General features: G+C 72.4%; 21 protein-coding genes. 15 read left to right on the forward strand and 6 right to left on the reverse strand.

Annotated features, from left to right (window positions below):
* Positions 1 to 191: 191 nt before the first annotated feature.
* The 7 genes from IG99_RS05140 to IG99_RS05170 all read left to right on the forward strand — a co-directional run bounded on the left by IG99_RS05140 (position 192) and on the right by IG99_RS05170 (position 6,505).
* Positions 192 to 1,316, forward strand: coding sequence for a ParA family protein (locus IG99_RS05140; RefSeq protein WP_051864939.1), 1,125 nt, complete (start codon positions 192 to 194; stop codon positions 1,314 to 1,316).
* Positions 1,301 to 1,909, forward strand: coding sequence for a hypothetical protein (locus tag IG99_RS05145; RefSeq protein ID WP_037670308.1), 609 nt, complete (start codon positions 1,301 to 1,303; stop codon positions 1,907 to 1,909). The genes IG99_RS05140 and IG99_RS05145 overlap by 16 nt, the downstream gene beginning before the upstream one ends.
* An 18-nt stretch (positions 1,910 to 1,927) precedes the next feature.
* The gene (locus IG99_RS05150; RefSeq protein ID WP_051864943.1) at positions 1,928 to 2,908 is read left to right on the forward strand and encodes a segregation and condensation protein A; all 981 of its coding nucleotides are present in this window, start codon (positions 1,928 to 1,930) and stop codon (positions 2,906 to 2,908) included.
* Complete coding sequence (gene scpB / locus IG99_RS05155; protein ID WP_051864944.1) at positions 2,905 to 3,603, forward strand: SMC-Scp complex subunit ScpB; 699 nt, start codon at positions 2,905 to 2,907, stop codon at positions 3,601 to 3,603. Before IG99_RS05150 ends, scpB begins: the two co-directional genes overlap by 4 nt.
* Positions 3,603 to 4,685, forward strand: a complete 1,083-nt coding sequence (locus tag IG99_RS05160) for a pseudouridine synthase (protein WP_037670310.1) — start codon at positions 3,603 to 3,605, stop codon at positions 4,683 to 4,685. The genes scpB and IG99_RS05160 overlap by 1 nt, the downstream gene beginning before the upstream one ends.
* Before the next feature lie 78 nt (positions 4,686 to 4,763).
* A complete protein-coding gene (locus IG99_RS05165; RefSeq protein ID WP_037670948.1) occupies positions 4,764 to 5,483 on the forward strand; it encodes an NUDIX hydrolase in 720 nt (239 codons plus the stop codon).
* Positions 5,480 to 6,505, forward strand: a complete 1,026-nt coding sequence (locus tag IG99_RS05170) for an ADP-ribosylglycohydrolase family protein (protein ID WP_037670311.1) — start codon at positions 5,480 to 5,482, stop codon at positions 6,503 to 6,505. The genes IG99_RS05165 and IG99_RS05170 overlap by 4 nt, the downstream gene beginning before the upstream one ends.
* A gap of 4 nt (positions 6,506 to 6,509) precedes the next feature.
* Here the strand turns inward: IG99_RS05170 and IG99_RS05175 are convergent, their stop codons facing one another.
* A complete protein-coding gene (locus IG99_RS05175; protein ID WP_037670312.1) occupies positions 6,510 to 6,917 on the reverse strand; it encodes a Rieske (2Fe-2S) protein in 408 nt (135 codons plus the stop codon).
* A 206-nt stretch (positions 6,918 to 7,123) separates the two neighbouring features.
* Between IG99_RS05175 and aroH the strand changes: the two genes are divergently transcribed.
* The 5 genes from aroH (at position 7,124) to der (ending at position 11,598) form a co-directional block, all read left to right on the forward strand.
* Positions 7,124 to 7,486, forward strand: coding sequence for a chorismate mutase (gene aroH, locus IG99_RS05180; protein WP_037670313.1), 363 nt, complete (start codon positions 7,124 to 7,126; stop codon positions 7,484 to 7,486).
* A complete protein-coding gene (locus IG99_RS05185; RefSeq protein WP_037670315.1) occupies positions 7,483 to 8,577 on the forward strand; it encodes a prephenate dehydrogenase in 1,095 nt (364 codons plus the stop codon). The genes aroH and IG99_RS05185 overlap by 4 nt, the downstream gene beginning before the upstream one ends.
* Before the next feature lie 129 nt (positions 8,578 to 8,706).
* Positions 8,707 to 9,402, forward strand: a complete 696-nt coding sequence (cmk, locus tag IG99_RS05190; RefSeq protein WP_037670317.1) for a (d)CMP kinase — start codon at positions 8,707 to 8,709, stop codon at positions 9,400 to 9,402.
* Positions 9,399 to 10,046: a lysophospholipid acyltransferase family protein gene (locus tag IG99_RS05195; RefSeq protein WP_037670319.1), complete on the forward strand. Its 648-nt coding sequence runs from the start codon at positions 9,399 to 9,401 to the stop codon at positions 10,044 to 10,046. Before cmk ends, IG99_RS05195 begins: the two co-directional genes overlap by 4 nt.
* Positions 10,047 to 10,125: 79 nt before the next feature.
* The gene (gene der / locus IG99_RS05200) at positions 10,126 to 11,598 is read left to right on the forward strand and encodes a ribosome biogenesis GTPase Der (protein WP_037670321.1); all 1,473 of its coding nucleotides are present in this window, start codon (positions 10,126 to 10,128) and stop codon (positions 11,596 to 11,598) included.
* Between the two features lie 61 nt (positions 11,599 to 11,659).
* On the opposite strand, the gene IG99_RS05205 is transcribed toward der, so the two are convergent.
* Both IG99_RS05205 and IG99_RS05210 read right to left on the reverse strand, forming a co-directional pair.
* The gene (locus IG99_RS05205) at positions 11,660 to 12,088 is read right to left on the reverse strand and encodes a hypothetical protein (RefSeq protein ID WP_037670323.1); all 429 of its coding nucleotides are present in this window, start codon (positions 12,086 to 12,088) and stop codon (positions 11,660 to 11,662) included.
* A gap of 72 nt (positions 12,089 to 12,160) precedes the next feature.
* A complete protein-coding gene (locus tag IG99_RS05210) occupies positions 12,161 to 12,943 on the reverse strand; it encodes a hypothetical protein (RefSeq protein WP_037670325.1) in 783 nt (260 codons plus the stop codon).
* Positions 12,944 to 13,461: 518 nt separating this feature from the next.
* Here IG99_RS05210 and IG99_RS05215 point away from each other — a divergent pair.
* Entirely contained in the window at positions 13,462 to 14,193 is a 732-nt protein-coding gene (locus IG99_RS05215) for a LysM peptidoglycan-binding domain-containing protein (protein ID WP_037670327.1), read from the forward strand.
* Between the two features lie 72 nt (positions 14,194 to 14,265).
* Here IG99_RS05215 and IG99_RS05220 read toward each other — a convergent pair whose 3' ends face one another.
* Genes IG99_RS05220 through IG99_RS05230 form a run of 3 tightly spaced genes read right to left on the reverse strand, consistent with a single transcriptional unit; the run spans position 14,266 to position 18,505 of the window.
* On the reverse strand, positions 14,266 to 14,946 hold the full coding sequence (locus IG99_RS05220) for an ABC transporter ATP-binding protein (RefSeq protein ID WP_037670329.1): 681 nt from the start codon (positions 14,944 to 14,946) through the stop codon (positions 14,266 to 14,268).
* Positions 14,943 to 18,017, reverse strand: coding sequence for a branched-chain amino acid ABC transporter permease/ATP-binding protein (locus tag IG99_RS05225; protein ID WP_037670331.1), 3,075 nt, complete (start codon positions 18,015 to 18,017; stop codon positions 14,943 to 14,945). The genes IG99_RS05220 and IG99_RS05225 overlap by 4 nt, the downstream gene beginning before the upstream one ends.
* On the reverse strand, positions 18,017 to 18,505 hold the full coding sequence (locus IG99_RS05230) for a hypothetical protein (RefSeq protein WP_199815454.1): 489 nt from the start codon (positions 18,503 to 18,505) through the stop codon (positions 18,017 to 18,019). The genes IG99_RS05225 and IG99_RS05230 overlap by 1 nt, the downstream gene beginning before the upstream one ends.
* A gap of 139 nt (positions 18,506 to 18,644) precedes the next feature.
* Here IG99_RS05230 and IG99_RS05235 point away from each other — a divergent pair, with 139 nt between their 5' ends.
* Both IG99_RS05235 and IG99_RS05240 read left to right on the forward strand, forming a co-directional pair.
* Positions 18,645 to 19,208, forward strand: a complete 564-nt coding sequence (locus IG99_RS05235; RefSeq protein WP_037670949.1) for a hypothetical protein — start codon at positions 18,645 to 18,647, stop codon at positions 19,206 to 19,208.
* Entirely contained in the window at positions 19,177 to 20,472 is a 1,296-nt protein-coding gene (locus IG99_RS05240; RefSeq protein WP_037670335.1) for an ABC transporter substrate-binding protein, read from the forward strand. Before IG99_RS05235 ends, IG99_RS05240 begins: the two co-directional genes overlap by 32 nt.
* The last annotated feature ends 18 nt before the right edge of the window (positions 20,473 to 20,490 follow it).

Consider the following 20,490-nt stretch of genomic DNA (forward strand, 5'->3'; position numbering starts at 1 on the left):
CGGGATGTTTCATTGCCGACACATCGTGCCGGGTCCGGCGGATTGTGTTGCTGCGGACCGCCGACACGCCATAGAGTCGCCAATCGTCGGCATGGTGCCACGCTGACCTGTCTAGAAGTTTCCTGGTCACCAAGGAGGTAAGACGACTTGTGAATGAGTCGACATTTTCTCCCGGGGGTGGTCAACCAGGAATGCCCGCGCAGGCCCAGGGCCCCGAGGGGTTCGAGGCTGTCGGCTCCGTCGCGGTGCGCACCTTCGCAGCCCACCAGAGTCCGCAGGCGACTCGGACACACCACAGCATGGATGGCCATCACGTGAACGCCAGGGCCGGCGACGGAAGTGGCGCGCCCCACAACCACTTCGCCGACTACGACGAACTGCCCGAAGGGCACTTCTACGACCCCGACGCCGAGTACGAGCCGGATCCGGAGTACGCGGCCACGCTCGCGCCCGACGCTGCCCGCCAGCGCCGCGAGCGCATCGGCCCGACCGGTCGGCCGCTGCCGTACTTCCCGATCCCGGGTCCGCTCACCGATCACGGCCCCGCGAAGATCATCGCGATGTGCAACCAGAAGGGTGGCGTCGGCAAGACGACGTCGACCATCAACCTGGGTGCCGCGCTCGCGGAGTACGGCCGTCGTGTGCTGCTCGTGGACTTCGACCCGCAGGGCGCGCTGTCGGTCGGACTCGGCGTCAACCCGATGGAGCTCGACCTCACCGTCTACAACCTGCTCATGGAGCGGGGGATGGCGGCCGACGAGGTGCTCCTGAAGACGGCGGTCCCCAACATGGACCTGCTGCCCAGCAATATCGACCTGTCCGCCGCCGAGGTCCAGCTCGTGAGCGAGGTCGCCCGCGAGTCGACGCTCCAGCGGGCGCTGAAGCCGCTGCTGCCGGACTACGACTACATCGTGATCGACTGTCAGCCCTCGCTCGGCCTGCTCACGGTGAACGCCCTGACGGCCGCGCACAAGGTGATCGTGCCGCTGGAGTGCGAGTTCTTCGCACTGCGTGGTGTGGCACTGCTGACGGAGACCATCGAGAAGGTCCAGGAGCGGCTCAACCCCGAGCTGGAGCTCGACGGGATCCTCGCCACGATGTACGACTCCCGGACCGTGCACAGCCGTGAGGTGCTGGCGCGTGTCGTCGAGGCGTTCGACGATCACGTCTATCACACGGTCATCGGCCGCACGGTGCGCTTCCCGGAGACCACGGTCGCCGGTGAGCCGATCACCACGTACGCGTCCAACTCCGTCGGGGCCGCCGCCTATCGTCAGCTCGCCAGGGAGGTGCTCGCCCGGTGTCACGCCGAGTGAGTCTGCCGGGGGCCGACGAACTGTTCCGTACGACAGGGGGAATGGCGCTCCAGCCGTCCACTCCCCGGCGCGGGGCCAACGGCGAACCTCGGGTGCCGGCTCCCGCGGGGGAGAGCGACGGGGCGGCCGCCGCGTCGCCCTCGCCCGAGGACGCACCGCAGGCCGTGCCCGCGCAGGGCGGGGACGGCGAGGGCGCGGAGCATGTGGCGGCCGAGGCGGACACCGGCGAGGCGGGGGAGTCCCGCAGCAGGTCCGCCGGGGCTGACGCGTCCGCCGCGTCCATTGCCGCGGAGCGGTCGCCGCGCCGGCAGGGGGCGGCGCAGGAGGGTTCTGCCGCGGCGGCGCCCAAGAAGCGGGGCCGGGCAGCCTCCCGGCGGCCCAGCGGGCGTGAGCGTCACGACGAGAAGATCACGGTGTACGTGTCCGCCGAGGAGCTCATGGATCTGGAGCACGCGCGGTTGGTGCTCCGGGGTGAGCACGGGCTGGCGGTCGACCGGGGGCGCATCGTGCGCGAGGCGGTGGCCGTGGTGCTGGCGGATCTGGAGTCGCGGGGTGACGCGAGCATCCTCGTACGACGGCTGCGGGGGCGGTAGCGGTAGCCTGCGGGGGCTATGACCTCGAACGACGCTCCCCGGCCCGGTGTACCCGGCGGCCGTCGGCGTGTGCTGGGGCGGGGGCCAGGGCCAGCTCCGTCCGCGCCTGAGGTCGAGAGCACGACGCCTGCCCACAACGGCGACGAGTCCGACAACGAGCCCTCTGCCGCCCAGCCGCAAGAACCCGGTGACGGGGTCTTCAAGGTTCGGCTCGCCAACTTCGAGGGGCCCTTCGATCTCCTCCTCCAGCTGATCTCCAAGCACAAGCTGGACGTCACCGAAGTCGCCCTCTCCAAGGTGACCGATGAGTTCATGGCGCACATCCGGGCGATGGGGCCGGACTGGGATCTGGATCAGACGACCGAGTTCCTCGTTGTCGCTGCCACCCTGCTCGATCTGAAGGCCGCTCGGTTGCTGCCCGCCGCGGAGGTCGAGGACGAGGCCGACCTCGCGTTGCTGGAGGCGCGGGACCTGCTCTTCGCGCGGCTCCTCCAGTACCGGGCGTACAAGCAGATCGCGGACATCTTCAACGCGCGGCTCGACGACGAGGCGCGGCGGTATCCGCGTACCGTCGGCCTGGAGCCGCACCATGCCGAGCTGTTGCCCGAGGTGGTCATCAGCATAGGGGCGGAAGGATTCGCCAGGCTGGCCGTCAAGGCGATGCAGCCGAAGCCCAAGCCGCAGGTGTACGTCGACCACATTCACGCGCCGCTGGTCAGCGTGCAGGAGCAGGCCGGGATCGTGGTCGCGCGGCTCAGGGAGCTGGGGGAGGCCAGCTTCCGGGTGCTGGTGGACGACGCCGACGACACCCTCACCGTCGTGGCGCGATTCCTCGCCCTGCTGGAGCTGTACCGGGAGAAGGCCGTCGCCCTGGACCAGGATGCCGCGCTCGGGGAGCTGATCGTGCGGTGGACCGGTGGGGACGGGGAAGCCGAGCCGATGGTGACGGACGAGTTCGACCGGCCGCCGGAGCCGCCCAAGGAGGAGAAGAAGGCGTGACCGACGACACCCTCGATGCCACCACCGACGCCACCGTCGACGCCCCGGCCGGGCTGCGCACCGCCGCCGACCTCGACCTCAAGCCCGCCCTGGAAGCCGTGCTCATGGTCGTGGACGAGCCCGCGACCGAGGAACACCTGGCGAAGATACTGGAGCGGCCCCGGCGGCAGATCGCGGACGCGTTGCGCGAGCTGGCCGACGAGTACACCGTGCAGGGCCGCGGCTTCGAGCTGCGGTACGTGGCGGGCGGCTGGCGGTTCTACAGCCGTGCCGAGTACGCCCCGGCCGTCGAGGGCTTCGTCCTGGACGGGCAGCAGGCCCGCCTCACCCAGGCCGCGCTGGAGACGCTGGCGGTCGTCGCCTACCGTCAGCCGGTGAGCCGCAGCCGCGTCTCCGCCGTACGAGGGGTCAACTGCGACGGGGTCATGCGCACCCTGCTCCAACGGGGTCTCGTCGAGGAGGCGGGCACGGAACCCGAAACAGGTGCGATCCTGTACGTGACGACGAACTACTTCCTGGAGCGGATGGGCCTGCGCGGCCTGGACGAGCTCCCGGAACTCGCGCCCTTCCTCCCGGAGGCCGAGGCGATCGAGGCCGAGACCCAGGAAGCCGTACCGTCGTTCGATCCGGACGCCCCGGACCCGGACGACGGTCCCACGTCGACCATGCCTGACACGACGACGACGGACATTTGATGCGAAGCAGCGGTAGCGGCAAGAGCGGCGGGCGCGGTAACCACCGCGGGGCCGGCAACAACAGGGACCAGAAGCAGGGCCAGGGCCAGGGTCAGGGCCGTCCCCGCAAGCCCCGGCCCGAGGAGCGCCGCTACGACGTGGGTCCCGGCGCCTCCCCGGACGGGCCGAAGTCGGGACGCGGCGGCGCCGCGCGCGGCGGAGCCAAGGGCGGGCCCAGGAAGGGCCAGCAGGGTGACGGGCGCGGTCGTACGGCACCCGCGCGGTCCCGCGAGTACGAGACGCGCGCCGAGGAGCGCAACCGGGAGCGGTACGCGGGCAAGAAGGACGTCAAGCTGCCCAAGACCTTCCCCGGCGCCGAGCAGGAGGGCGAGCGGCTGCAGAAGGTCCTCGCGCGCGCCGGCTACGGCTCCCGGCGTGCCTGCGAGGAACTGATCGAGCAGGCGCGGGTCGAGGTCAACGGCGAGATCGTCCTGGAGCAGGGCAAGCGGGTCGACCCGGAGAAGGACGAGGTCAAGGTCGACGGCCTGACGGTCGCCACGCAGTCGTACCAGTTCTTCTCGCTCAACAAGCCCGCCGGTGTCGTCTCGACGATGGAGGACCCCGAGGGGCGGCAGTGCCTCGGTGACTACGTCACCAACCGGGAGACCCGGCTCTTCCACGTCGGCCGGCTCGACACCGAGACCGAGGGCGTCATCCTGCTCACCAACCACGGCGAGCTGGCCCACCGGCTGACCCACCCCAAGTACGGTGTGAAGAAGACCTACCTTGCGCACATCGTGGGCCCGATCCCACGCGACCTGGGCAAGAAGCTCAAGGACGGCATCCAGCTGGAGGACGGGTACGCCCGCGCGGACCACTTCCGGGTCGTCGAGCAGACCGGCAAGAACTACCTCGTCGAGGTCACCCTGCACGAGGGCCGCAAGCACATCGTCCGCCGCATGCTGGCCGAGGCGGGCTTCCCCGTCGACAAGCTGGTCCGGGTCGCCTTCGGCCCGATCACCCTGGGCGACCAGAAGTCCGGCTGGCTCCGCCGGTTGTCGAACACCGAGGTCGGCATGCTGATGAAGGAAGTCGACCTCTAAGACGGCCTCTGAAGGCTTGTGAGAAGCCTCCACCCCCTTTTATAGTCGTGATGACCATAAAAGGGGGTGGAGGTCGTCATGCGGGGCTACGACAAGCACGCTCACGAACCCTTCGCGGTCACCGTCGACCTCGCCGTGTTCACCCTCCGCGCGGGCGCACTTCACGTCCTGCTCGTCGAGCGTGGGCAGCAGCCGTACGCCGGGCACTGGGCGCTGCCCGGTGGGTTCGTGCAGCCGGCCGAGTCTGCGGAGACGGCCGCCCGGCGCGAACTCGCCGAGGAGACGGGCCTGTCGGACGTGAAGGAGCTGCATCTGGAGCAGCTGCGGACCTACAGCGAACCCGACCGCGACCCCCGTATGCGGGTGGTGTCCGTCGCGTTCGCCGCCCTGCTGCCCCACCCTCCCGAGCCGCACGGCGGCAGTGACGCGAGCGACGCCCGCTGGGTGCCGTACGACTCCGCAGGGCCGCTCGCCTTCGACCACGACACGATCCTGGCCGACGCGCACGAACGTGTCGGCGCCAAGCTCGAGTACACCTGCCTCGCCACCGCCTTCTGCCCGCCCGAGTTCACCCTCGGCGAGTTGCAGGAGGTCTACGAGACCGTGTGGGGCACGGGGCTCGACCGCCCCAACTTCCGCCGCAAGGTGCTCTCCACGCCCGGGTTCGTCGAACCCGTACCCGGCGCCGCCCGGCTGACCGGCGGCCGGGGCAAGCCGGCCGCGCTGTACCGCGCCGGTGCCGCCACCGCTCTGCACCCACCCCTGCTCCGACCGTCCCGGGAAGGACGTCCCGCATGACCGCCTCCACCACCGTCCGCAAGCGCGCCGCCACCGGGACCCTGCTCGGCCTCGCCCTCGGTGACGCGCTGGGTTTCCCGACCGAGTTCAACGACGTGCCGTCGATCCTCGCCAAGCGCGGCCCCTGGCGGCGGATGGAGCTGGTCACCCCCGCGATCGTCAGCGACGACACCCAGATGACCCTCGCGGTGGGGCAGGGGCTGCGGACGGCCATGGACCGGGGGGTGCTCGGACCGAAGCGGTTCGAGCGGCCGCTCCGGGAGGAGTTCGTGGACTGGTACCAGTCGCCGCAGAACAACCGGGCGCCGGGCCGGACCTGTATGGTCGCCTGCAATCTGCTGAAAGACGAGAGCCGGGCCTGGCAGGACGCCAGCCAGATCCACTCCAAGGGCTGCGGTGCCAACATGCGCGTCGCGCCGGTCGGCCTCGCGCCCGGACTCAGTGACGAGCAGCGCGCGGGCGCCGCCCAGTTGCAGTCCGCCCTCACCCACGGGCACCCCACCGCGCTCGCCGCCTCCGACCTCACCGCGCACGCCGTACGGCTGCTCGCCCAGGGTGCCGATCCGTCCGGGCTCGTCGGGCTGCTGCGCTCGTACGCCCTCGACAACCGCTCCCACTACCACCATGCCTGGCTCGGCGACCTGTGGACCCGCAGCCAGGACCCCACGCCCGAGCACTTCATCGCGCGCGGCTGGGACGAGTGCCTGGCGATCCTGGAGCGGCTCCGGGACGCCGTACGCACCGTCTCCCCGGAGACCGACCCGTGCCTGGCCACGGGGGAGGGCTGGATAGCGGAGGAGGCTCTGGCCACGGGGCTGCTGTGCTTCCTGCTCTTCGTCGACGAGCCGCTCACCGCGCTGCGCCGGGCCGCCTGCACCTCCGGCGACTCCGACTCGATCGCCTGCCTGACCGGTGCCTTCGCGGGCGCGTACCTGGGCGCCGACGCCTGGCCGACGGAGTGGGCCGACCGGATCGAGTACCACGGGGAGCTGGTGACGCTCGGGGCGCTCTGGGACCTCTGAGCGCCTATGCCAGGCGGATCGACTCGCCGTCGACCGTGATCTGCTTCGGCGGCAGCGGCCTGGTCGCCGGGCCGTTGGCCACCGCGCCGTTCTGGATGCGGAACCTGCTCCCGTGGCAGGGGCAGTCGATGGTGCCGTCCGCCACGGTGCCCACCGTGCAGCCCTGATGCGTGCAGATCGCCGAGAAGGCCTTGAAGTCGCCCTTCGTCGGCTGGGTCACCACGACCTTTTCGTCCGTGAAGATCTTGCCGCCGCCGACCGGGATGTCGGTGGTCCTGGCCAGCTCCTGCCCGGAGGTCGTCGAGGTGTCGCCCCCGCCCCCGCCGCCGTCGCTGCCGCAGCCGACGGCGAGCGCCGCCGCGCCCGTCGCGGTCGCGAGGAGAACGGCGCGTCGCGTCGCGGGATCAGTCATGTCGTCACTCCGGAGGTGCGGAAGGGGGTCGCTCGGGGGGCCGTTCCGAGAGAATGCCACAAAACGGATGTTTCTTGCGTGTGGCGGCCCGCAGTGGATTCCCCGCCCGGGGCGTCTCAGAGGGCGGGCGACGCGCACCGGCGGGGCCCGGGCTGACTACGCTGGACGGGCGAAGAACGATCCGTACGTGAGCAAGGAGCGGTGCCGTGGCGGTACGAGCGGTCCGGGGGGCCGTCCAGCTGGAGAAGGACGAATCCGGGCACATGGACGAGCAGGTCGGAGCCCTGCTCACCGCCATCCTGGAGCGGAACTCCCTCACGGCCGACGACCTGATCAGCGTCTGGTTCACGGCCACGCCCGACCTGCACAGCGACTTCCCGGCCGCCGCGGCCCGCAAGCTCGGCATCGTGGACGTCCCGCTGATCTGCGCCCAGGAACTCGACATCGAGGGCGCCATGCCCCGCGTCGTCCGTGTCCTCGCGCACATCGAGTCCGACCGGGCCCGCGCCGACATCAGTCATGTCTACCTCGGTGCCGCGGCCGCCCTGCGCAAGGACATCGCCCAGTGAGGACCGCACTCGTCATCGGAACCGGGCTCATCGGTACGTCCGCGGCCCTCGCCCTCGCCCAGCGGGGCGTCGTCGTCCACCTCGCCGACCACGACCCCGAGCAGGCCCGTACGGCGGCCGCGCTCGGCGCGGGCACGGACGAGGCCCCCGCGGGTCCCGTGGACCTCGCGGTCGTCGCCGCGCCGCCCGCCCTGGTGGCCGGGGTCCTCGCCGACGCCATGCGCCGGGGTGCGGCCCGCGGCTACCTCGACGTGGCCAGCGTCAAGGGCGGCCCGCGCCGGGAGCTGGAGGCACTCGGCCTCGACCAGGCGGTGATGTCGAGGTACATCGGCTCGCACCCCATGTCCGGCCGCGAGAAGTCCGGCCCGCTGGCCGCGACCGGCGACCTCTTCGAGGGGCGGCCCTGGGTGCTCACACCGACCCGGGACACCGACACCGAGGTGCTGAACCTGGCCCTGGAGCTGGTCTCGCACTGCCGCGCCGTGCCGGTGGTGATGGACGCCGACGCCCACGACCGCGCCGTGGCGTTGGTCTCCCACATGCCCCACCTGGTCTCCAGCCTGGTCGCCGCCCGCCTGGAGAACGCCGAGGAGGCCGCCGTACGGCTGTGCGGGCAGGGCATCCGGGACGTGACCAGGATCGCCGCCTCCGACCCCCGGATGTGGATCGACATCCTCTCCGCGAACCCGGGGCCGGTCGCCGACCTGCTCACGGACGTCTCCGCCGACCTCGACGAGACCGTACGGGCCCTGCGCGCGCTGGAGTCCTCCGACGAGGACAAGCGCCGCGAGGGCACCGCCGGCATCGAGGACGTCCTGCGGCGCGGCAACGCCGGCCAGGTCCGCGTCCCCGGCAAACACGGGTCCGCGCCGCGGGTCTACGAGGTCGTCGCCGTGCTCATCGACGACCAGCCCGGCCAGCTGGCCCGCATCTTCGCCGACGCGGGGATGGCCGGGGTCAACATCGAGGACGTACGCATCGAGCACGCGACGGGGCAGCAGGCCGGTCTCGTCCAGCTGATGGTGGAGCCGAAGGCGGCGGCCGTCCTGACCGCCGCGCTGCGCGAGCGCGGGTGGGCGATCCGGCAGTAGGACGAAGCGAGCCTTCTGTCCCGTCGGCCCCACGTGGGGCCGGACGAGTGATGCGTACCCAGTAACCTTGTGCGGGGCACGTTCGCGCCCCGCACACCCCACCGCACCGCACCAGGAAGGTGTCCCCCCGTGGAAAACGGCGCCGCCCGGACCGCCCAGCCCGTGATTGTCGCCATCGACGGGCCCGCCGGCACCGGCAAGTCGAGCACGTCGAAGGCCGTGGCGGCGCAGCTCGGCCTCAGCTACCTGGACACCGGTGCCCAGTACCGGGCGATCACGTGGTGGATGGTGAACAACGGCATCGACCTCGACGACCCGTCCGCGATCGCCGCCATGGCCGGCAAGCCCGAGATCATCTCGGGCACCGACCCGGCCGAGCCCACCATCGCGGTCGACGGTCTGGACGTCTCCGGCCCGATCCGCACCCAGGAGGTCTCCTCCAAGGTCAGCGCGGTCAGCGCCGTGCCGGAGGTGCGGACCCGGATCACCGAGCTGCAGCGCTCGCTGGCGACCTCCGCCGAGAAGGGGATCGTCGTCGAGGGTCGTGACATCGGCACCACCGTGCTGCCGGACGCCGACCTGAAGATCTTCCTCACCGCCTCCCCGGAGGCCCGCGCCGCCCGCCGCAGCGGTGAGCTCAAGGGCTCCGACGTCAACGCCACCCGCGAGGCGCTGATCAAGCGGGACGCGGCCGACTCCAGCCGCAAGGCCTCGCCGCTCGCCAAGGCGGACGACGCGGTCGAGGTGGACACCACCGAGCTGACGCTCGCGCAGGTCATCGAGTGCGTCGTCACCCTCGTCGAGGAGAAGCGGGCCGCGAAGTGACCGAGCTGCCATCGCCACGGGGCGCCGAGGTCGGGAGGCGCATCGGCGTCGGCCTGATGTACGGCCTGTGGCGGCCGCGCGTCCTCGGCGCCTGGAAGGTGCCGGCTACCGGGCCGGTGATCTTCGCGGTCAACCACTCGCACAACATCGACGGCCCGATGGTCATGGGCGTGGCGCCCCGGGCGACGCACTTCCTGATCAAGAAGGAAGCGTTCATCGGCCCGCTCGACCCCTTCCTCACCGGCATCGGCCAGCTGAAGGTGGACCGCGACACCACCGACCGCACGGCGATCACCCGGGCGCTGGGCGTGCTGGAGAACGGGGGAGCGCTGGGCATCTTCCCCGAGGGCACCCGGGGCGAGGGCGACTTCGCCTCCCTGCGGGCCGGGCTCGCCTACTTCGCCGTGCGCGGCGGCGCCGCGATCGTGCCGGTCGCGGTGCTGGGAAGCTCCGACAGGCCGGGACGGTTGATAAAGGGGCTGCCTCCGCTGCGCAGCCGCGTCGACGTCGTCTTCGGCGACCCCTTCGAGGCGGGCGACGGCAGCGGACGACGTACGCGCAAGGCGCTGGACGAGGCGACCGTGCGCATCCAGAAGCAGCTCACCGAGCACCTGGAAAACGCGAGGCGGCTCACCGGCCGCTAGGCGACCATGAGTAGTGGACCGACCCGGGGAATCCGGGCGGTGCACCGATCACCACGATGAACGACGAGGTACGGACTTCATGAACGACCACATCCAGCCCGAGGGCTCGGCCGAGCACGACCACGGGGCGCTCGGCGACGCCGAGTACGCGGAGTTCATGGAGCTCGCCGCCGACGAGGGCTTCGACATCGAGGACGTCGAGGGCGCCATCGAGGAGGCGGGGCACGGACCGCTGCCCGTCCTCGCCGTCGTGGGCCGCCCCAACGTCGGCAAGTCGACACTCGTGAACCGCATCATCGGCCGCCGCGAGGCGGTCGTCGAGGACAAGCCCGGCGTCACCCGTGACCGCGTCACCTACGAGGCGGAGTGGGCGGGCCGCCGCTTCAAGGTCGTCGACACCGGCGGCTGGGAGCAGGACGTCCTCGGCATCGACGCCTCCGTGGCCGCGCAGGCCGAGTACGCCATCGAGGCCGCCGACGCCGTCGTGTTCGTCGTCGACGCCAAGGTCGGCGCCACCGACACCGACGAGGCCGTCGTACGGCTGCTGCGCAAGGCCGGCAAGCCGGTCGTGCTGTGCGCCAACAAGGTCGACGGCCCGAGCGGCGAGGCCGACGCGGCGTACCTGTGGGCCCTGGGCCTCGGCGAGCCGCACCCGGTCTCCGCCCTGCACGGCCGCGGCACCGGCGACATGCTCGACGCCGTCCTGGAAGCCCTGCCGGAGGCGCCGGAGCAGAGCTTCGGCACCGCGATCGGCGGCCCGCGCCGCATCGCCCTCATCGGCCGCCCCAACGTCGGCAAGTCCTCGCTGCTGAACAAGGTGGCGGGCGAGGAGCGCGTCGTCGTCAACGAAATCGCGGGCACCACGCGCGACCCGGTCGACGAGCTCATCGAACTCGGTGGCGTGACCTGGAAGTTCGTCGACACCGCCGGTATCCGCAAGCGTGTCCACCTCCAGCAGGGCGCCGACTACTACGCCTCCCTGCGCACCGCGGCCGCCGTCGAGAAGGCCGAGGTCGCGGTCATCCTGATCGACGCCTCGGAGTCGATCTCGGTCCAGGACCAGCGGATCGTCACCATGGCCGTCGAGGCGGGCCGGGCGATGGTCATCGCCTACAACAAGTGGGACACCCTCGACGAGGAGCGCCGCTACTACCTGGAGCGGGAGATCGAGACCGAGTTCGGCCAGGTGGCGTGGGCGCCTCGGGTCAACGTCTCGGCGCACACCGGCCGGCACATGGAGAAGCTGGTCCCGGCTATCGAGACGGCCCTGGCCGGCTGGGAGACCCGGGTTCCGACGGGCCGTCTGAACGCCTTCCTAGGCGAGCTGGTCGCCGCCCACCCGCACCCGATCCGGGGCGGCAAGCAGCCGCGCATCCTGTTCGGCACCCAGGCCGGCACCAAGCCGCCGCGGTTCGTGCTCTTCGCGTCCGGTTTCATTGAGGCCGGCTACCGGCGCTTCATCGAGCGCCGACTGCGCGAGGAGTTCGGCTTCGACGGGACGCCGATCCACATCTCGGTGCGGGTGCGCGAGAAGCGCGGAAAGAAGAAGTGAAGCGGAGGGGCGGCCCCGGCGGGCCGCCCCTCTCGCATTCGTCCCTGCTGCGCCGTCCCGTTCAAAGGCCTCTGCGCGGGCCGGGGGGCAGTGCCGCCGGGATGTGGTGGATCGTGGCGTGCTGCGGCGCGGGCTGCGTGGGCTGACCGAGCTGCCCGACACGCTGCCACTGCGCCTGCTGCCCATTGCCGCCGCTGCTGTGCCGGGCGCTGTGCGCTCCGGCGCTGTAGGCGCTGTACGAGCTGCTGAACGTCCCCGAGCGGGGTCCCGCGTACGAGCCCGTGCCCTGCGAGATGTTCCCGAAGGCGGTGAACCCCAGCCCATCCTCGCCGCTGCGGTCACCCGGGAGCGAGCGGTACGACTTGACGTACTCCGCGTAGAGCGCGTCGTAGATCGGCGTGGCCGATGGGCCCCCCTGGGGATCCTGACCCGGTCGCGCGGAAGGGATCGACTGGAAGGACGGGCGGCGAGGAACGTCGTATGCGTGCACGTATGTCCAAACGACCCCGAACTGGAAGAGATGCGGCTGCGAAGCGCCCCGTTAGGGCGCGAGGCGCTGTGCTCAGGTCCCGGCGAGGGGCAGTGCCGCCCCCACCAACTGTCCGTTCGCGGCGGCCTTGTCCAGCGCGTCCCGCAGCAGGTCCTCCCGCGGCTGACGCCCGATCGACCCCACCGGCGCGGCGAACATCAGCACCTGCTGGTGCTTGTTGGCGGCCGCCCGCCAGCCCTCCGTCACCTGGAGCGGCTGGTGCGCCTGCCACCAGGCGACCGGCTGTCCGCCGTTCATACCCGGCTGGAGCACCGCGTGCAGTTGGCCCATCGCGAGCAGCACCGACCAGCCGTGCTGCACCGGGGGTACGGAGGTCAGCTCGGACAGCGGCATGAAGCCCTGCTCGATGAGCAGCGGCAGGAAGTCGTCACCGGAGCCGGTCGTGCCGGGGCGCACGACCGGCGCGGTGGGCTCGACGACCAGGGCCGGGTGCAGCTCCCCGGCGATCAGTACGAGCCCGCTGGTCACCCCCAGTACGGCCTGCTCGGGCACGATCCTCTCGGGCTCCAGGTCGACGGTGTCGCCGCTGATGGAGCGGACGGCGCCCTGCAGCTGCTCCTCGGTGACCTGTACGACCTGCGAGGGCAGGCAGCCGGCGTGGGCGAAGGCGAGGACGGCGGTCTCCTCGCCGATGAACAGGACGGTGCTGGTCCGCTCGTGCTCGGAGTCGCCCGGGGTGCGGCAGGACGTGCAGTCGTAACTGCCCGGGGCGTTCTCTCCGGCGAGCAGCCGGTCGGCTTCTTCGTCGCCGATCTCGGCGCGTACCTCGTCGCTGACGTCGAGCATGCGCGGCACGGGTGGCTCCCTCGGGATGTGGTGCGTCGGTGAGGCGGGGCGGGTCCCCGGCTCATGAAGAAGACAACGGGCGATCTGTGGTGGGAGTCACGCTTTACGGCGAACGGAATCGAACCATCAGGCGCGGATGGTTGCGCTGAGTGAAAATTAGTCACTCACGGTCAAGTAACGAGAAGGTCACGGGAGTTGGCTCCGTGAGCTGGCTCACTGTTGACGCGCGTTGCTGACCGACAAATGGCGAAAGAAGCGCATGAAGTGGGTGTTTCAAATCTTTCTCTACCCGCGGTAACCCCCAAGTGGCCTGCGGAAACGGTCAGTTGCTTGATGACAGCCCGTCAGGATCCCTAGATTGCTCCGCCGTGTGCAGCGAGCACCGCTCGGGTAGGTCCGCCGGCCGCGCAGAGCCAGACAACAGCGCAGCACGACCGTCGGCGGACGGGACGGAGTGCGACAACCGCGTCGACGCGCGGGAAGCGCCCTGTCTTGGGGGAGGCCCGGGTTCGCAGAGAGGGATCTTCATGTCCGATTGTGCCGATATCAGCCGCGACCACACCCGCGACCACACCCGCGACGACGCCCGAGTCGGCGGCAACAAGGCGCGTACGACGGCGGTCCTCGCCGGGGCGGCCCTGCTGGCCCCGCTCGGACTGCTGGCCGCCACCGGCAACGCCGCGGCGGCCGACAGCGGGGTGTGGGACCGCATCGCCCAGTGCGAGAGCGGCGGCAACTGGCACATCAACACCGGCAACGGCTACTACGGAGGACTCCAGTTCTCCGCGGGCACCTGGCGCGCGTACGGCGGCAGCGCCTACGCGCCCACCGCCGACCGGGCCAGCAAGACACAGCAGATCTCCGTCGCCACCAAGGTCCAGCAGGCTCAAGGGTGGGGCGCGTGGCCGACGTGTTCGGCACACGCGGGAGCGTCCGGCGGGGCCCCCGCGGCCGCGTCGGGGTCGGGTTCCAGCTCCGCCTCCGGCTCCGGGGCGAACTCCGGCTCCGGGTCGGGTTCGAGCTCGGGTTCCGGGTCCGCCCACACGGCGCCGTCGGCCTCCTCGAAGTCGGTGGAGCGGTCGTCGGTGCACACCAACCGCGGTTCCTCCCGAGGCGACTACACCGTCCGCCAGGGCGATACGCTCGGAGAGATCGCCGCCCGGTTCGGGACGACCTGGCAGAAGGTCTACGCCGCCAACCAATCCGTCATCGGCGGTGACCCCGACATGATCGTGCCGGGTCAGCGCCTGGCACTCTGAGCGATTCTCACTGCCGGGGTCAGGCAGTGCTGAGGGGCCCCGCCCGGTCGACAGGGCGGGGCCCTTTCGCGCTCAGCGCCTGTCCCGCCGTCTCCACTCACCCGCCTCTCCGGCGAACACGACGGCCCCACGCCGTAGTTCGTACACGAACGCCGGCCGGCCGATCAGGGCCGGTGGCAGCCGCTGCTCGGCGACGATCACGCAGGCGTCGAGCGAGCCCAGCAGCTCGTACGTACGGGCCGCGACCAGGGGTGACATGCCCTGGGCGGGCTCGTCGACGAGCACCACGCGCGCGTGGGCCAGCAGGGCCCGGGAGAGGGCGAGCATGCGCTGCTCTCCGCCGGAGAGGGTGCCGGCGCGGCGCGTGAGCAGGGGCTTCAGCTGTGGGTAGGCGGCGAGGGCCAGGTCGTGGGCGGCGGCGGGACCGGGTGCGGCGGTCGGCTCGGACGCGGCCAGATCGAGGTTCTCGCGGACGGTGAGGGAGCCGAACACCGCCCGTCGTTCCGGGACCAGGCACAGTCCGCGCCGCGCCCGTTCGAACGCGGGCATCCGGGTCACGTCCACCCCGTCCCACACCACCGCCCCGCCGGACAGCGGCACGGTTCCGGCCAGCGCGCGCAGGACGGTCGTACGGCCGGAGCCGTTGCGGCCCAGCAGTACGGTGACGCCCCGGCCGGGGGCGGCCAGGGTGACGCCGTGCAGGGCTTCCAGGGGGCCGTAGCGCACGCGCGCGTGGCGCAGGGAGAGAGTCATGCGCTCTCCTGCTCGCGGAGGGCGTCGAGGACGCGGTCGGGTGGGCCGGAGACCACGATCCGGCCCGTGGTCATCACGTGCACGACGTCGGCGAGACCGGCGACCAGGTCCAGGTCGTGCTCGACGACCAGCAGCGCCGTTCCATCGGCGGCCAGGGCCTTGAGGACGCGGGCCAGCGCGGTCACCTCGGTGGTGTCCAGGCCCGCGGCGGGCTCGTCGAGGAGCAGTACGGCAGGACCGCCCGCGACGGCCCGGGCCAGTTCGACCCGGCGCAGGGCGCCGGTCGGCAGCCCTGCGGCGGGCAGCGCTCGGGCCGGCCCGTCGAGCCCGAGCAGCCGGAGTGCCCGCTCCACGGCGTCCGGGTCGACGATCCGGCCGTGCTCGGCACCGACGCGGACGTTCTCGGCGACGGTGAGCGAGGGGAAGACGGCCAGCTGCTGGAAGGTCCGCGCGATCCCGAGCCGGGTCCGTGCGTGCGCGGGCAGGCGGGTGATGTCCCGTCGGTCGAACAGCACCTGCCCGCGCGCGGGGCGCAGCGTCCCGGCCAGACAGTGGAACAGCGTGCTCTTCCCGGCACCGTTGGGCCCCACCACGGCAGTGATCCGACCCGGCCGCACATCGAGATCCACCCCGTCGAGTGCGGTGAAGCCGCCGTACCGGGCACGCAGGCGACGGGCGACCAGGAGGGGAGCGGAGGGGGCTGCGGGGGAGGGAGCCCGGCGAGCGCCCTCCTCGGACCGCTCCGCCGAGCCCCGGCCAGGCCCGGGTGCCGTGGGCGAGCCGCCCGGGGAGCGGGGAGGCGGCGCCGGAGTCGACGGTCGCCGCCGGCGGGGCGCCGGTCCCGTCGCGGCCGGGCGGCCGCCCCCGGACTCTCGGCCCCCGGACTCTCGGCCCCCGGACTCTGGTCCGCGGGCCTCTCGCTGCGCGTCCGCGCCCGTCGACGGCCGTCCCGCCACGGGCGGCCCGGCCTCTGCCGCGGGCCCGGTCGGCGGGCCTGGTGCGGTCACGTCCCCGCCGCCCCCGGCCGACCTGCCCGCCCCAGCACCAGCCTGCGCTGTCGCGCCTGTAGCGCCTGTCGCGCCAGTCCTTCCGGTGGCGCCCGTCGTCCCGGTGGTCCCGGTGGCGCCCGTCATCCCGGTGGCCCCCGTCGTCCCCGTGGCCCCGGTCGTCCCCGTGGCCCCCGTCGGTACAACGCCGCGCCCGCGCTCCCCCTCACCCGACCGCAGTCTCGCGCGCACCCCCGTCCCCAGTGGCGTCAGTGCCCTCCGCGGCCGTACCGGGCGGAGCCTCACCGTCGCCGTGCGCAGGGCCTCGTGAGGACCCTCGGGGAAGCGGCCCACCAGGAGGGCGAGGATGCCGATCAGGGCCGCCGCCACGCCGCCGCGGGCGCCTGCGTCGAGGCCCACCAGGAGGGCGGCCGCGGCGAGGGCACCGAGGGTGTTGTCGGCGCCGAGGACCACGACCGCGGCGAACCAGAGCAGGCTGCGGACGGGGTCGTACGCGGCGGGGTCGAAGGCGCGCAGTCCCATGCCGAGCATGCCGCCGCCGAGCGCGGCCAGCGCGGCGCCCGCGACGAAGGCGAGCACTTTGAGGGAGGGGACGCGGACGCCCGCCGCCGACGCCCCCGGTTCGTGGTCCCGCATGGCCGCGAGGGCCCGCCCGAGGCGGCCCCGGCGCAGCGCGTGCGTCGCGAGCAGCGCGGCCGCGAGGAGGGCCAGCTCCAGCACGTAGTACGCGCGGTCCCCGTCGAAGCCCGCCGGGCGGCCCAGCAGGAGGCCGTGCGTGGCGTACGGCTGGGCGAAGACGAACCGGCTCACCGCGACGCCCACCGCGAAGGTCGCCAGGGCGAGGGCCAGGCCACGGCGGTGGATCGCGGGCCGGCCGGTGAGCAGACCGAAGGGCGCGACCAGGACCACGGCCACCGCCAGCGCCGCGAGCTCCGGCAGCCGGGGCAGGCCGGGGAAGCGGCCCGCCGCCAGCAGCGCCGTGAACAGGGCGCCCAGGCCCGCGTACGCCGCCTGCCCCAGCGAGATCTGCCCGCCGCGCCCGGTGACCACGACCAGCGACAGCAGGATCACGCCGAGGGCCGGCACCTGCACCGACGTGTGCAGGTCCCCGCCGGCGAAGCCCAGGGGCAGGAGGAACAGCACGACGGCCACGATCCAGGCACCCGGCGGGATCGGCACGCGCGCGGTGGCCGCGCGGGGCAGCGCGTCGCGCGCGCCGATGCCGGGCAGGACGAGCGCCGCGACCAGCAGGGCCACCACGAAGAGGTTCGCGCCGACCGCCTGGAGCAGCGGCTCGCCCCAGCCCGAGGGGTGCAGCCGCGTGAGCTGGCTCTGCGCCACCCCGATGCCCAGCGCCACGGCCACCGCGACCGCCAGGCTCCGCATCCGCGCGGCGACCGCGACCGCGACCACCTCCATCACCAGCAGCGGCAGCCCGTACGGGTCGAGCCGCACGTAGGGTGCCAGCAGCACGCCCGTGAGCCCGGCGGTGAACGAGCCGAACGCCCAGCCCGCCGCGGCCACCCGGTCCGCGTCGATCCCGCCGAGCGCCGCCAGCTCCCGGTCGTCCACGACGGCCCGCAGCTCCCGTCCGAACCGCGTCCAGCGGATCACCGCGCCCACCCCGGCAGCCAGCACGGCCACCACCGCCAGCTGCCCCCACGGGTCCGCCGACACCAGTTCCGGCGCGTCGTCGCGGGCTCCCTGCCCCCACACCAGCGCGGCCCCGCCCACCAGCAGCACGAACACCCCGAGGGAGGCGACCAGCGTCCGCGCGGGATCACCGCCCGGGACGGACAGCGGACGGAAGACGAACCGTTCCAGCAGCACCCCGATGCCCGGCGCCAGGACCAGCAGCGTCACGGCCGCCGCGAGCCACAGCGGCAAGCCCCACTCGACCACACAACCGCGCAGCACGTACGCGCACACCATCGCGATCGCCCCGTGCGCGAAGTTGAGCACACCGGTCGCGCGGTACGTCACGACCAGGCCGATCCCGGTGAGCGCGGCGGCGGCGCCCACCGACAGGCCGGCGAGCGTGAGGTCGTACGTCAGCGAGGACATCAGTCGTCCGCGGAGTCGGGTTCGCAGATCGGGCACGGGCCGAGGTCACCGGTCGCCAGCAGCCTGCCGTCCACCGGCACGGCCTCCGGCTTCCCCGCCACCAGCGGGCAATCCGCGCGGTGCCACAACGTGCCGCCGGGCACCATCCGCAGCTCCCCGCTGATCGCGACCGGCGCGGCCGCCGCCGGCCCGGACACATCGGCGTCGGCGGGTTCGGCGGCCACCAGCAGGCCGTACAGCTCCTCCACGCGGGCGCCGGCGAGCGCGCCCCGGCCGTGGGCGATGAGCACCGAACCAGCGATGATCAGCGCGGCGCCGGGGACCGTGCAGGAGGCGAGGTAGGGCAGCTGACGGGCGGTGTAGCGCTCGCCGGAGACGCCGTACCAGCCGATGACGCACAGCACCGCGCCGGCCGCGAGCGCGGCCCAGCCGGCCCAGAGCACGGGGTGCACACTCCGCAGTCGGGCTGTCCGTGTCATGGGTGTCATGGGCATCCCTGGCTCCCGCACGTCGTGTGCTGCGCATGTGCCTGTCATGCCGGCCAATGGCTTGCACTATGCCTCCTGTGAGCTGACCCTGAAAGCACCGGGCGCTCATCGCCCGGACCGACACCCGGTGGTGAGCCAGATGGTTCTCGGGAGCGACCTCAGGCGGGGGAACGCACGGCGGGGGAGCGGCCCACGGGCGGCGGGACGGGGGACGGCCCTTGCGGCCGCCCTGGCCCTCCTCCTCGCCCCGGCCCTGGTGGCTTGCAGCGACTACAACGGCGGCAGCAGCGAGAAGACGCCCAGCAGGACGACCTCCGCGCCCGCGGCCACCGCGCCGGCCGACCCGGCCGCGGCCGAGCAGGAGATCAAGCAGAACTGGGAGAAGTTCTTCGACCCCAAGACGTCGCTGGAGGAGAAGCAGAACCTGCTGGAGCACGGCGACCGGATGGGGCCGGTGCTCCGGGCGTTCAGCGGAGACGAGCGCGGCGCACAGGTGCAGGCGAAGGTCGAGAAGGTGGAGTTCACCTCGGCGACCGGGGCGAACGTGACGTACACGCTGTTGCTGAAGGGCGCCACCGCCCTGCCGAACGCCTCGGGTACGTCCGTCGACGAGGACGGCACCTGGAAGGTGTCCGTCAGGGTGCTGTGCGCGCTGATCCAGATGAGCGGCGATGCGTCGCGGTCGCCGGTGCCGGGCTGCTGAGACGGCGGTCGCGGCGCTGCTGCTCGTCCTGGGCACCGCGTGCGGCAGCCGCCTGCCGGAGCGTGACTTCGAGGACCACACGCGCGTGCCCGCGCAGAGCACGCCGGCCGTCCGGGTCGGCGTCATCACCAGCGCCACCAGCCCGGTCGGCGGCGCCGCCTTCACCGGGACCCGGGACGGAGCGGAGGCCTGGTTCGACCGCCTCAACGCGCGCGGGGGCATCGACGGCCGGCGCGTCGAGGTGCGGCTGTGCGACGACGGCGGCAGCGGCGTCGGCAACAACGACTGCGTGCACCGGCTGATCGACGAGGACAAGGTCGTCGCCCTGGTCGCCACCACGGCCCTCGACTACGCGGGCGCGCCCCGCGTCTCCCACGCGCGCGTGCCCGACATCGGCGGCCAGCCCATCGGCGCCGCCTACGACACCTACCCGCACCTCTACGGCATCTACGGCAGCCTCGCGCCCCGCGACGGCACCCCCGGCTGGGGAGGCGAGCTGTACGGAGGCACCGAGGTCTACCGCTACTTCAAGCGGGAGAAGGGCGCCCGCACGGCCGCCGTCGTCTCCTACAACCAGTCCGCGTCCGCCGCCTACGCCCGGCTCGTCGAGCGGGGCCTGAAGACCGAGGGCTATCAGGTCGTCAGCGAGGAGGTCGACTTCGCGCTGCCCAACTTCCGCGCGGTCGCCGCCGACCTCAAGGAGCGTGGCGCCGACCTCGTCCTCGACGCCCTCGACACGCACGGCAACGCCCAGCTGTGCGAGGCGATGGACGAGGCCGGCGTCGATGTCATCGCCAAGGTGACGAACGTGCAGAACTGGACGTCCACCGTCCCCGACGACTACCAGGACTCCCCGCGCTGCCGCAACGCCCTGTGGGCCACCGGATCGAGCCGCAACTACGACGACACGGACACCTCCCACCCCGCCGTACGGGAGTTCCGGGACGCCACCAGGAAACTGCCGACGCACTCGCAGTGGCAGCTGGAGGGCTGGGCGGCGGCGATGTGGTTCACCGACGCGGCGCGGTCCTGCGCGCGCACGGGCATCACGCGCGCGTGTGTCGACGCCTACATGAACCGCAGCGACGGCTTCACGGCCGACGGGCTGCTGATCCCCGTACGGTTCGAACGGCTTCACGAGCCTCCCAAGAGCCGTAGGACGTGTCTGTCGGTGGCGCGGTGGCGGGACGGCGCGGGATGGGTGTCGCAGGGGGACATGAACAGCACCTGCTTCGACGTGCCGCAACTGGCGTACGAGCCCTGACGATCGGCACATGATCGA

Origin of the sequence: Streptomyces griseus subsp. griseus (genome assembly GCF_000720255.1) — a bacterium.
Lineage (GTDB): Bacteria > Actinomycetota > Actinomycetes > Streptomycetales > Streptomycetaceae > Streptomyces > Streptomyces griseus_I.